The following is a 12,511-nucleotide window of genomic DNA, read 5'->3' as shown; positions in this document are numbered from 1 at the left end:
ATCCCCCTGTTCCCTGAGGAGAGGGGATCCGGTCAGGGGAAGCGGGCACCGCCGGAGTTCGGCGGTGCCCCGTTCACGCCGGTCAGGGTGAGGCGATCCGGCCGAGGCCCGGTGGGATCTTGCCGGCGGCCTGGCGGTCGAGCAGGAACAGGGTCCGCTGCCTGCCCCGGGCTCCGGCCGCGGGGATCTGCATGATGCCCGTCGCCGACAGGGCCAGCCGTACGGCCTGCGCCTTCTCCGGGCCGGCGGCGACCACCCACACCTCACGGGCGGCCTTGATCGTCGCCATGGTCAGCGAGATCCGGGTGGGCGGCGGCTTGGGGGCGCCGTGCACCGCGACCACGGGACGGTCGTCGTACAGGGCGGGCGTCTCGGGGAACAACGACGCCACGTGGCCGTCGGGGCCCATCCCCAGGAGCAGCACGTCGAAGGAGGGGACCGGGCCGTGGTCTTCGGGCCGTGAGGCGCGGCGCAGCTCCTCGGCGTAGCGTTCCGCCGACTCCTCCGCCGACGACGACTTGTCGGGACCGGCCATCACGTGCACCCGGGCCGGATCGAGGTCGACATGGTCGAGCAGCGCCGCGCGGGCGCCCGTCTCGTTGCGCTCGGGATCGCCGGTCGGCACGTAGCGCTCGTCGCCCCACCACACGTCGAGGCGCTGCCAGTCGACCGCGTCCCTGGCCGGCGTCACGGCCAGCTCGGCGAGCGAGGCGTGCCCGACGGTGCCGCCGGTGAGCACCAGCGACGCCGAGCCGGTGGCCGACTGCAGATCGACCAAACGAGTGATCAGGCGCGCCGCGACTGCCTTGGCGAGCACGTCAGCGTCCCGGTGGACGACAACGCTTGGGACGGTCACGGCGGTGCCTTTCGATTGCGGGTGAAGATCAGCGGGACGACGTGGCGGCGGTCCGGGACAGCCACCTGATGGCCGCCGCGTAGAGCTCGTCGGGGTCGAGACGGCGCAGCTCCTCGCTCAGCAGTTCGGAGGTGGGGCGCCTGGCGAGCGCGACCCTGCGGTCGGGCTGGCCGGGCCGGGAGAGAGTGGCGAGCCGGGCGTCCGACCTGGTCACGGCGATCTCGCCGTCGACCGTTTCGACCCGTACCGCCGTCAGCCCGGGGCCGGCCGAGGGGGAGACCTCCATCGGGGCGCCGATCCGCTCCGACAGCCAGGCCGCCAGCAGCGGCGCGCTCGCGTGGCCGCTCACCGCCTCGACGGAGCCACCGGTGACCTCGCCCACCCGCTGGTCGAAGGCGGCGGCCAGCAGCGTGCGCCACGGTGTGAGGCGGGTCCAGGCCAGGTCGGTGTCGCCGGGCACGTAACCGCGCGCCCGGCCGGTGATGGCCCGCACCGAGTCGGCCGCGGAACGGGCGTCGGTGATGCGTCGCTGGGCGAGCACCCCGATGGGGTCCTCGGCGGGGGAGTCGGGACAGTCGCCCGGCCACCAGGCGACGACCGGGGTGTCGGGCAGCAGCAGCGGGCTGACCACGGAGTCGGCGTGCGCGGTCAGCTCGCCGTACAGGCGGAGCAGGACGACCTCGCCGGGCGTGGACTCGCCGATGCGCAGCTCGGCGTCGAGCCGGATGCCCTCCTCGGGATCCCTTGAGATCACCACCAGGATCCGCGACGGGTGCTCGCGGGCGGCCTCGGTGGCGGCACGCACCGCGTCGTACTGGTTGCTCTCATCGCAGACCACCACCAGCGTCAGCACCATGCCGATCGCGGGTGCGCCCATCTGGTGGCGCAGGTGGGTCAGGTGCGATGAGATCTTGGAGGCGTTCGTTCCGCTCAGCATGAAGCTCGCCATCTCAGAGCCTCCTCCAGACTCGGCCGTCGCGGGCCATCATGGCATCGGCGGAGGCGGGACCCCAGGTGCCCGCCAGGTAACCCTCGGGCTGGCCCTGCGAGGCCCAGTACTCCTCGATCGGATCGAGGATCCGCCAGGACAACTCCACCTCGCGCTGGTGCGGGAACAACGGCGGATCGCCGATCAGCACGTCGATCAGCAGGCGCTCGTACGCCTCGGGGGAGGACTCCATGAACGACTCGCCGTAGGCGAAGTCCATGCTGACGTCCCTGACCTCCATCGCGGTGCCCGGCACCTTGGAGCCGAACCTGACCGTGATGCCCTCGTCGGGCTGGACCCGGATGACCAGCGCGTTCTGCCCGAGGATCTCGGTGTCGTCCTTGCTGAACGGCAGGTGCGGCGCACGCTGGAACACCACGGCCACCTCGGTCACCCGCCGCCCGAGCCGCTTGCCGGTGCGCAGGTAGAACGGCACGCCCGCCCACCTGCGGTTGGCGATCTCCAGCTTGACGGCGGCGTAGGTCTCCGTCGTGGAGGTCGCGGGGATGCCCTGCTCGTCGAGGTAGCCGACGACGGGCTCGCCGCCCTGCCAGCCCGCGGTGTAGGCGCCGCGCGCCGTGCCCAGGGACAGGTCCTGCGGGAGCCGTACGGCCTTGAGGACCTTCTCCTTCTCCCTGCGCAGCGAGTCGGCCTCGAAGGAGGTCGGGTCCTCCATCGCGACCAGCGCGAGGAGTTGGAGCAGGTGGTTCTGGATGACGTCGCGGGCCGCGCCGATGCCGTCGTAGTAACCCGCGCGGGCGCCGATGCCGATGTCCTCGGCCATGGTGATCTGCACGTGGTCGACGTAGCCGCGGTTCCAGATCGGCTCGAACAGGTTGTTGGCGAACCGCAGCGCCATGATGTTCTGGACGGTCTCCTTGCCGAGGTAGTGGTCGATCCTGAAGACCGAACTCTCGGGGAAGACCGCGCTGGTGATCGCGTTGAGGTCCGTGGCGCTCTTCAGGTCGTGCCCGAAGGGCTTCTCGATGACCACCCGCCGCCACGAGTCGTCGGGCGCGTTGGCCAGGCCGGTCCGTTTGAGCTGCTCGACCACCTGCGGGAAGAACTTCGGCGGGACCGACAGGTAGAAGGCGTAGTTGCCGCCCGTGCCCCTGGTCTCGTCGATCTCCTTGAGCGCCATCGCCAGCGCATCGAAGGCGCCGTCGTCGGAGAACTCGCCGGGGACGAAGTGGATGCCCTCGCGGAGCTGCTTCCACACCTCCTCGCGGAAGGGGGTGCGCGCGTGTTCCTTGATGGCGTCATGCGTGAGCTGGGCGAAGTCCTGGTTCGCCCAGTCACGCCTGGCGAAGCCCACCAGCGAGAAGCCCGGGGGCAGCAGCCCCCGGTTGCCCAGATCGTAGATGGCCGGCAGCAGCTTGCGTTTGGCCAGGTCGCCGGTCACGCCGAAGAGCACCAGCACGCACGGTCCGGCCACCCTCGGCAGCCGTTTGTCACGCGGGTCACGGAGCGGATTGGCGGCCATGATCTCCTCGGTCGTGCCCGCCACCGCCGCGGCCGCGGCGACGGTGGTCGCCTCGTCCGCGGCGGCCGCCGGCTCTACCGGCTCGTTGTTCATCTGGGCTTCTCCCGTGTTCATGCCTGGTTCATACCTGGCGAGCGGCGGCCAGCAGGTGCGGCACACCGGCCACGCGATCGGTGAGGTGCAGCCGGACCGCCGGCCGGCCGCGCTGGGTCAGCGCGCCGAAGTCGCCGAGCGCCTGCGCGTGCTGGAGCACGCCCAGCGTGTACGGCTTGCCGGGGACGGCGACGTCGTCGGTGACCGCGCCGGTGATCTGGAGGAACACGCCGTTCTGCGGGCCGCCCTTGTGGTACTGCCCGGTGGAGTGCAGGAACCTGGGGCCCCACCCGAAGGTGATCGGGCGGTCGGTCCTGACGGCCAGCAGGGCGCGCAGGGTGGCCGGGTCGGCCGCGGACCACGCCTCGGTGAGCTCGTCGAGCGAGGCGTCGTCCGGCTGCCGCACGTCGAAGGCCGCCCAGCGGTCCAGGTAGGCCATCACCGCGAGGTAGCCGTCGTCGGGCACCGCCCCCAGCAGCCAGGTCAGCACGTCGGAGAGGTCCTTCGCGCCCGCGGGCAGCTCGCCGTACACCTCCACGGGACCGTCGACCAGCGTCGGCTTCTCCTCGCCGGGACCGCTGTCGAGGATCGCCGAGGTGTTCTGCTTGGACTCCGCGACGTTCGGCTGGTTGAAGGGGTCGATGCCGAGCAGCCGCCCGGCGATGGCCGTGGCGTACTCCCAGATCAGGAATTGCGCCCCCAGCGGGCCCTGGATCTGGACCGTGCCCTCGGTGCCGATGTTGACCACGAACTCGTCGCCGACCCCGTTCGGCTCGGCGCCGACGACCGGCAGGATGCCCTTGCCGTCCTTGCCCGTGGACTCGGCGATGAGCTGCTCGATCCAGTCGGGCAGCCCGTTGATCTCCGAGAGGCTGTCCTCGAGCAGCAGCTTGTCGCGGCCGGCGAGAGCCGCGATGCCCAGGGCCGCGCCGAGCTCCAGGCCCGGGTTGCCCTCGTCGCGGACGAGCAGCTCGTGGGCCGCCGCCGCGTCGTCGAGCAGGGCGGTCACGTCGGCGCCGGCCAGCGCGCTCGGCACCAGTCCGAACGCGCTGAGCGCGCTGTAACGGCCGCCGACGTTCGGGTCGGCGAGTATCACCGGATAGCCCGCCTCGATGGCGATCTGCTCCAGCGGCGATCCCGGGTCGGTCACGACGACGATCCGGTCGGCCGGGTCGATCCCCGCCTCGCGGAAGGCGTCCTCGTAGATCCGGCGGTGGCTGTCGGTCTCGACGGTGCCGCCGCTCTTACTGGAGATCACCACGATCGTGCGGTCGAGCCGGTCGGACAGGGCACGGCGCACCTGCCCGGGATCGGTCGTGTCGAGCACGGTCAGCGGCACGTCGGCCGTGGCGCAGATGACCTCGGGGGCCAGCGAGGACCCGCCCATGCCGGCCAGGACCACGTGGTCCAGGCTCTCCGCGCGGGCGCGCTCCACCAGCTTGCCGATCTCCGGCAGCAGCTCCCTGCTGGTCAGCGGCAGGTTCAGCCAGCCGAGGCGGATCGTCGCCTCCGCCTGTGCCCCGGGCCCCCACAGCGTGGGGTCTCCCGAGGCGAGCGCCGCGGGCACGCCCTCGGCGATCAGCGTGCGGACGGTGGCGGCCACCTCGGACGCCACCGAGTCGTCACCGAACGTTACCGACATTTGCTCACGCCTTCTTCAGCTCGGCGGCCACGGTGTCGATCAGTTCCTGCCAGGACGCCTCGAACTTCTGCACGCCCTCCTCCTCCAGCACCCCGACCACGTCGTCGTAGTCGATGCCCACGTCCTTCAGGGCGGCCATGGTGTTCCACGCCTGCTCGTAGAAGGTGCGGACGGTGTCGCCGTTGATCCTGGCATGATCCGCGGTCGCGTCGAGGGTCTTTTCCGGCATTGTGTTGACCGTGCCGGAAGTGACCAGTTCGTCGACGTAGAGGGTGTCGGGGTAGTCGGGGTTCTTGGTGCCGGTCGAGGCCCAGAGCGGGCGCTGCGGGCGGGCGCCCGCGGCGAGCAGCGCCTGCCAGCGCGGCGACGAGGTCATCTCCTCGAACGCGGCGTAGGCGAGGCGGGCGTTGGCCACCGCGGCCTTGCCCTTCAGCGCCAGCGCCTGCTCGGTGCCGATCGCGTCGAGCCGCTTGTCGATCTCGGAGTCGACCCGGCTGACGAAGAAGGAGGCGACCGACTCGATCGTGGCCAGGTCGATCCCGTTGGCCTTGGCGCCCTCCAGGCCGGTCAGCCAGGCGTCCATGACCGCGCGGTAGCGCTCCAGCGAGAAGATCAGCGTGACGTTGATGCTGATGCCCTCGGACAGGCACGTGGTGATCGCGGGCAGTCCCTCGACCGTCGCGGGGATCTTCACGAACAGGTTGGGCCGGTCGACCAGCCAGGCCAGCGCGCGGGCCTCGGCGATGGTCCGCTCGGTCTCCCTGGCCAGCCGGGGGTCCACCTCGATCGAGACGCGGCCGTCGACGCCGCCGGTGGCGTCGAAGACGGGCCGCAGCACGTCGGCCGCCCAGCGGATGTCGTAGGTCGTCACCGCGCGCACGGCCTCGCCCACGTCGACCCCGCGCACCTTGAGATCGTGCAGCTGGGCGTCGTAGGCGTCGCCCTTGCTCAACGCGGACGCGAAGATCGTGGGATTGGACGTGACCCCCACCACGTACTTGTCCCTGACCAGTTCTGCCAGGCCGCCGGTGCGCAGGCGCTCACGGCTGATGTCGTCCAGCCAGACGGACACGCCCTGGCCGGAGAGTCTCTTGAGGATCTCACTCATGATCAGTTTCCCGTCGTCTCGCCCTTGTCGGCCCCGGTCCTGGCGAGGCTGGCCCTCGCGGCCGCCACCACCCGGTCGGCGGTGAGGCCGAACTGTTCGAACAGGGTCTTGTACGGCGCTGACGCACCGAAGTGCTCCAGGCTGAGTACTTCCCCGTCTTCACCTACGAACTCCCGCCAGCCCAGCGCGATTCCCGCTTCCACCGCGACGCGGGCCCGGACCGAGCGGGGCAGCACGGACTGCCGGTAGGCGGTGTCCTGCGCGGTGTACCACTCCACGCAGGGCATCGACACGACACGGGTGGGGACGCCCTCGGCCTCCAGCCGCTCGCGGGCCTCCACGGCGAGATGCACCTCGCTGCCGGTGCCGATGAGGATCACCTTCGGCTGCCCGTCGGAGGCGTCATGCAGGATGTAACCGCCCCTGGCGACCTTCGCGGCGTCGGCGGTGCCCTCGTAGACCGGCAGGTTCTGCCGGGTCAGGGCCAGCGCCGCCGGCCGGTCGGTGTGCTGGAGCACGATCTTCCACGCCGCGGCGGTCTCGTTGGCGTCGGCGGGGCGGACCACGTCGAGGCCGGGGATCGCACGCAGCGCCCACAGGTGCTCCACCGGCTGGTGGGTCGGGCCGTCCTCGCCCAGCCCGATGGAGTCGTGGGTCCAGACATAGGTGACGGGCAGCTTCATCAGCGCGGCCAGCCGTACGGCGGGGCGCATGTAGTCGCTGAACACCAGGAAGGTGCCGCCGTAGGGGCGGGTGCCGCCGTGCAGGGCGATGCCGTTGAGGATCGAGCCCATGCCGTGCTCGCGGATGCCGAAGTGCAGGGTCCTGCCGTACTTGTGCCCGGGGAACGCCTTGGTCTGGAACTCCTCGGGGATGAAGGACGGCTCGCCCTTCATCGTGGTGTTGTTGGACTCGGCCAGGTCGGCGGAGCCGCCCCACAGCTCGGGCAGGACCGGCGCGAGCGCGCTGAGCACCTCGCCGGACGCCTTGCGGGTGGCGATGGAGGCGCCGGTCTCGAAGGTCGGCAGCGCCCTGTCCCACCCGTCGGGGAGCCTGCGCGCGTCGATCCGGTCGAACTCCGCGGCGCGCTCGGGGTTGGCCGATCGCCAGCTCTGGTAGGACTTCTCCCACTCGGCGTGGGCCGCCCGGCCCCGGGCGACCACCTCACGGGAGTGGTCGAGCACGTCCTGCGGCACCTCGAAGCTCCTGGCCGGGTCGAGGCCGAGGACCTTCTTGGTGGCCGCGACCTCGTCGGCGCCGAGCGCGGCACCGTGGATCTTGCCGGTGTTCTGCTTGCCGGGAGAGGGCCAGCCGATGATGGTGCGCAGCTTGATCAGGGTCGGCTTGGTCGTCTCCTCGCGCGCGGCCTCCATGGCCTGGTGCAGCGCCTGGACGTCCTCCTCGTACTTGCCGCCGGCGGTCCAGTCGACGGAGACGACGTGCCAGCCGTACGCCTCGTAGCGCTTGGCCACGTCCTCCGACAGGGCGATCTGCGTGTCGTCCTCGATGGAGATGTGGTTGCTGTCGTACAGGACGGTGAGGTTGCCGAGCTGCTGGTGGCCGGCGAGCGCGCTGACCTCGTGGCTGAGGCCCTCCTCGATGTCACCGTCGGAGGCGAAGCACCAGATTCGGTGGTCGAAGGGGCTGGTGCCCGGCTCGGCGTCGGGGTCGAACAGGCCGCGCTCGCGGCGGGCCGCCATGGCCATGCCGACCGCGTTGCCGATGCCCTGGCCGAGCGGGCCGGTGGTGGTCTCGACGCCGACCGTGTGACCGTGCTCAGGGTGGCCGGGCGTGAGACTGTCCCACTGCCGCAGCATGCTGAGGTCCTCCACCGTCAGGCCGTAGCCGGAGAGGTAGAGCTGGATGTAGAGGGTCAGGCTCGAGTGGCCGCACGACAGGACGAACCTGTCCCGCCCCGCCCACATCGCGTCTGAGGGATCGTGCCGCATGGTGCGCTGGAAAAGCAGGTATGCGGCGGGAGCCAGGCTCATCGCGGTGCCGGGGTGTCCCGAGCCGGCTTTCTCGACCGCGTCCATCGCCAGGGCCCGTACGACGTCGACGGACCGCCGATCGAGGTCGCTCCATTCAAGGGCTGGCACTCGTTCGCTGCTCAACTGCTCGATCTCCGGATCTTGTTGTGATGATGGCGCCGGTTTGGCGTTTCCCGCCCACACCGGACCCTAACGGGTTGACCTTGCTACCGTTGCGTAGCCCACCCGGCGCGGCTCGCGCGGGAGGACCGGCGATCGGCACGGGGGAGATGCCCGGTGTGAGGCATCTCGCCACGCGAGCCCCGCCCCCCGAACGGGGACCGGCCATACCTGGGACTACAGTGAGTCTCCAAGCTGGCTGGTGCCCGCATTCCACGGATCCGCTCTAATCAGAGGTTACGCGTTGACCCCGCACGTGCTGGAAGCGCCTTGACGGTGCTGACGAATAAGCCCTCGACGGTCCCTGCGGGGACCGCCCCGGCGGCGCGTCCTCAGGAGACGCCCCGCTCTCTGGGCGCTCTGATCAAGGCTTACGTCGCGCTGACCAAGCCGCGGATCATCGAGCTTCTGCTGATCACCACCCTTCCGGTGATGTTCCTCGCGGCCCGTGGCCTGCCCGACCTGTGGGCGGCCGTCGCCACCCTGGTGTTCGGTACCCTGTCGGCGGGCAGCGCCAACGCGCTCAACTGCTACATCGACCGTGACATCGACGCCGCGATGCGCCGCACCAGGCGCCGGCCGCTGGCCCGGCACCAGGTGTCGCCCACCGGTGCGCTGATCTTCGGAATCGTGCTCGGCGCCCTGGCCACCGTGGGGCTCGGCCTGTCGGTGAACTGGCTGGCGGGTGGCCTCTCGCTCGCGGCGATCCTGTTCTACGTGTTCGTCTACTCCCTGCTCCTGAAGCGCCGCACCTCGCAGAACGTGGTGTGGGGTGGCATCGCGGGATGCATGCCGGTGCTGATCGGCTGGGCGGGGATCACCGGCGGCCTCGACTGGGCGCCGGTGGTGCTGTTCGGCGTGGTGTTCTTCTGGACGCCGCCGCACACCTGGACGCTGGCGATGCGCTACAAGGAGGACTACGCGGCGGCCGAGGTGCCGATGCTCCCCGTGGTGGCCACCGAGCGCCGCGTGGTCCTGGAGAGCATCGCCTACACCTGGGCGACCGTGCTCTGCTCGCTGCTGCTGTGGCCGGTCGCCGGCACCACGCTGTTGTATCCCATCGTGGCCGCCGTGCTCGGCGCGGCCTGCCTGTGGGAGGTCCACCGCCTGCTCGCCCGGGTCAACGCCGGCAAGACCGGTGTCGAGCTGCGGCCGATGCGCTTCTTCCACTGGTCCAACGCGTACCTCGCGTTGCTCTTCCTCGCCGTTGCGATCGACTCCCTGCTCGTCTGACCTCCTCGCCGGGGGCGGACAGGTGGTGGCTGATCAGTTACGCTCGCCACATGACGAGCCATGATCCTCGTTGGGTGCTGCGGGAGCGCCCGTCCGTCGGTCTGATCATCGGGCTCATCGTGGCGGGGCTCTGCGCGCTGGCGTCGTTCTCGTTCGACGTGCTCGACGGCGACCCGGTGCGGTTCGTCATCGCGTTGATCCTCGCCATCGCGCCGGTGCCGCTGCTGCTGGCGGCGGTGCTGGCGCTGGACCGGATGGAACCCGAGCCGCGCAGCAACCTGATCTTCGCCTTCGCCTGGGGCGCGGGCATCGCCGTGCTGGTCGCGGGCGTCATCAACTCCTTCGGGCTGCTCTACATCGAGCAGGCGGCCGACCTGCACTTCGACGACGCCAGGAGCATCGCGGCGACGTTCGGGGCGCCCGTCGTGGAGGAGACGATGAAGGGGCTGGTGCTGCTCGGCCTGCTGCGGTTCCGCAGGCAGGAGCTGGACGGGCCGACCGACGGCATCATCTACGCCAGCATGGTGGGCCTGGGGTTCGCCATGTCGGAGAACGTCAGTTACTACGTCGCCGCCCAGGACGGGCCGCTCGGCGTGCAGGGGCTCGCGGTCACGGTGGTCCTGCGCGGGGTGTTGTCGCCGTTCGCCCATCCGTTGTTCACCTCGATGATCGGGGTGGCCGTCGCGGTGGCCGCCAGGCGGCAGGGGCCGGGCCGGGTGGGCATCGTGGTGGCCGGGTGGATCGGCGCGATGCTGCTGCACGGCCTGTGGAACGGGCTCGCCTCCTACAGCGGTTTCGGCGGGCTCGCCCTGGCCTACCTGGTGCTGATGATCGTGCTGTTCGTGCTCATCGGCGTGGTGGTGCGGGACCGGCGGCGGATCGTCGCGCTGCTCCAGCGCTATCTGCCGCCCTACCAGCCCACCGGGCTGATCACGCCCGCCGACGTGAACATGCTCTCCTCGCTGCCCGCCAGGCGGCAGGCCCGGCAGTGGGCCAAGACCCACGGCAGACGGCCGGGGCTGCGCGCGATGAACGACTACCAGCTCGCCGCCACCGAGCTCGGCCTGCTGCACGAACGCGCCTCGCGCCGGGCGATCGGCGAGGAGACGTTCCGGCAGGAGCAGCAGGCGTTGCTGGAGTGCATGCGGGCGGCCAGGGAGCGGTTCCCCGCGCCCGCGGGCCGCTGGGGACACCGCCCCACGCCGTGAGCCCTCTCGCTCAGCGGGTCAGGGCGTGCTCCAGCGAGGTCTCCCGCGGCCCCGGGAAGCGAGGCTGCGAGCGCAGCACCACCGAGTCCAGGAACCCCTTGGCCGAGGCGACGAACTCCCTCATCGCGTAGACGTAGGTGGCGGACCACCGCCCGGCCGAGTCGTCGCCGACCCCGAACGTCTCGATGCCGGCCGTACGGCAGAGCGTCACGGCTCTGGGCAGGTGGAAGACCTGGGTGACCACGGTGAGGCGCCGGGCGCCGAACACCTGCCGGGCCCGGACGCAGGAGTCCCAGGTGTCGAAGCCGGCGTAGTCGAGGACCACCTGCTCGCCGGGCACGCCCTTGGCGAGGAGGTAGTCGCGCATCACGGTCGGCTCGTCGTAGCCCGCACGCCCGTTGTCGCCCGACAGCAGGATCGCGCGGACCTTGCCCGCGTGGTAGAGCGCGGCGGTGATGTCGAGACGCCTGGCCAGCATGGGGGTGGGCCGCTCGCCGCGGACTCCCGCGCCGAGGACCAGGGCGACCGGCGCGGCCGGCACCTCCTCGATCCAGCGCGGCGTCTCCTCGGCGATGACCCGGTGGCCGGAACTGGCGAGCCAGACCCAGGTGATCGGCGCGAGGACGAGCAGGCTGAGCAGTACGGCGCACTGGAAGAGGCGGCGCAGAACGGCGCGTGCGGGCAGTCGCATGTTCCTCAGACGGGCTCCTCGGACGGGTTCCGCACACGGGTCCCTCAGATGCGTCCCTCAGACGGGGACGGCGTCGAGCGGCTGCGTGGCCGGGGTCCCGAGCGGGCCACATGATCGCATCATATAGACCACCCGGAGGGTCGCGATCCACACCAGCGTCGCGCCGACCACGTGCATGGCGACGAGCGTCGCGGGGACGGCCGTGAAGTACTGGACGTAGCCGATGACGCCCTGGGCGAGCTCCACGCCGAACAGCAGCAGCGCCGCCCGCCGGACCCGGCCCGGGGCGTCGGTCACGTGCAGCCCGAGCAGCAGCGCGAACGTCATGCCGACCACGACGTACACGATGTCGGCGTGCAGCCGGGCGACGGTCTCGATGTCGAAGTCGAACCTGGAGGCCGCCACGTCACCGGAGTGCGGCCCGGTGCCGGTCACCACCACTCCCGCGACCAGCAGCACGGCCACGGCCGCGACCAGCGCGAACCCGAGGGTGCGGAGGTGACGGTGCACCAGCGCGACCGGCTTGGCGTCGCCCTCGACCGACCGCGCGTACAGGGCGTAGCAGGCGGCGATCAGGCCGATGGAGACCACGAAGTGCACGCTCACGGTCACCGGGTTGAGCAGGGAACGCACCACGATCCCGCCCCACATCGCCTGGAAGAGGACGCCGATGAGTTGCAGCCAGGCCAGGCGCACCAGGTCGCGGCGGCGCGCGGCCAGCCGCAGGGCGGCCACCACGCACGCGACGGCCGCCACCAGGACCACGAAGCTCAGCAGCCGGTTACCGAACTCGATCAACGTGTTCATCATCGAGTGCTCGGGGTGCGCGACCGGGGTGAAACTGTCGGGTGTGCAGCGAGGCCAGGTGGGGCAGCCGAGGCCGGAGCCGGTGACCCGCACCACGGCGCCGGTCACGGTGATCACGGTGTTGAACACGATCGCCGTCACCGCCCAGCGGCGCACCGTGTCGGCGGTGGGCGACCAGAACGAGTGGAAGAGGGTCCTCGCGCGGTCGCGTGGGACGTCGATGAGGCGGGTCACGGCACACATCGTAGGCGG

At 71.0% G+C, this 12,511-nt stretch carries 10 protein-coding genes; 2 read left to right on the top strand and 8 right to left on the bottom strand.

The window, feature by feature from the left end; all coding sequences use genetic code 11:
* Positions 1 to 82 precede the first annotated feature (82 nt).
* From pgl to tkt, 6 genes are all read right to left on the bottom strand, one after another.
* Complete coding sequence (pgl, locus tag MBA17_RS17455; protein WP_238497528.1) at positions 83 to 856, bottom strand: 6-phosphogluconolactonase; 774 nt, start codon at positions 854 to 856, stop codon at positions 83 to 85.
* 28 nt (positions 857 to 884) lie between these two features.
* Positions 885 to 1,805, bottom strand: coding sequence for a glucose-6-phosphate dehydrogenase assembly protein OpcA (locus MBA17_RS17450; RefSeq protein WP_455432777.1), 921 nt, complete (start codon positions 1,803 to 1,805; stop codon positions 885 to 887).
* 1 nt (position 1,806) lies between these two features.
* On the bottom strand, positions 1,807 to 3,327 hold the full coding sequence (gene zwf / locus MBA17_RS17445; protein ID WP_238497587.1) for a glucose-6-phosphate dehydrogenase: 1,521 nt from the start codon (positions 3,325 to 3,327) through the stop codon (positions 1,807 to 1,809).
* A gap of 121 nt (positions 3,328 to 3,448) precedes the next feature.
* Positions 3,449 to 5,062 (bottom strand): glucose-6-phosphate isomerase, encoded by a 1,614-nt coding sequence (locus tag MBA17_RS17440; protein ID WP_238497527.1) that lies wholly within the window; start codon positions 5,060 to 5,062, stop codon positions 3,449 to 3,451.
* A 4-nt stretch (positions 5,063 to 5,066) separates the two neighbouring features.
* Positions 5,067 to 6,170, bottom strand: coding sequence for a transaldolase (gene tal / locus MBA17_RS17435; protein ID WP_238497526.1), 1,104 nt, complete (start codon positions 6,168 to 6,170; stop codon positions 5,067 to 5,069).
* Positions 6,171 to 6,172: 2 nt separating this feature from the next.
* Positions 6,173 to 8,206: a transketolase gene (gene tkt, locus MBA17_RS17430; protein ID WP_238497586.1), complete on the bottom strand. Its 2,034-nt coding sequence runs from the start codon at positions 8,204 to 8,206 to the stop codon at positions 6,173 to 6,175.
* 384 nt (positions 8,207 to 8,590) lie between these two features.
* On the opposite strand from tkt, the gene MBA17_RS17425 reads away from it, so the two are divergent.
* Both MBA17_RS17425 and MBA17_RS17420 read left to right on the top strand, forming a co-directional pair.
* Positions 8,591 to 9,553 (top strand): heme o synthase, encoded by a 963-nt coding sequence (locus MBA17_RS17425; RefSeq protein ID WP_274385511.1) that lies wholly within the window; start codon positions 8,591 to 8,593, stop codon positions 9,551 to 9,553.
* Between the two features lie 50 nt (positions 9,554 to 9,603).
* A complete protein-coding gene (locus tag MBA17_RS17420; RefSeq protein ID WP_238497525.1) occupies positions 9,604 to 10,761 on the top strand; it encodes a PrsW family intramembrane metalloprotease in 1,158 nt (385 codons plus the stop codon).
* Between the two features lie 10 nt (positions 10,762 to 10,771).
* Here the strand turns inward: MBA17_RS17420 and MBA17_RS17415 are convergent, their stop codons facing one another.
* Both MBA17_RS17415 and MBA17_RS17410 read right to left on the bottom strand, forming a co-directional pair.
* Positions 10,772 to 11,452, bottom strand: a complete 681-nt coding sequence (locus tag MBA17_RS17415) for a SanA/YdcF family protein (RefSeq protein WP_238497524.1) — start codon at positions 11,450 to 11,452, stop codon at positions 10,772 to 10,774.
* Between the two features lie 57 nt (positions 11,453 to 11,509).
* Positions 11,510 to 12,502 (bottom strand): COX15/CtaA family protein, encoded by a 993-nt coding sequence (locus tag MBA17_RS17410; protein ID WP_274385510.1) that lies wholly within the window; start codon positions 12,500 to 12,502, stop codon positions 11,510 to 11,512.
* Positions 12,503 to 12,511: the final 9 nt, after the last annotated feature.

Source organism: Dolomitihabitans soli (assembly GCF_022213955.1).
Classification (GTDB): Bacteria; Actinomycetota; Actinomycetes; order Streptosporangiales; family Streptosporangiaceae; genus Streptosporangium_A; species Streptosporangium_A soli.
Note: the sequence above shows the minus strand (reverse complement) of the source record. Positions and strands in the feature narration are given on the sequence as shown.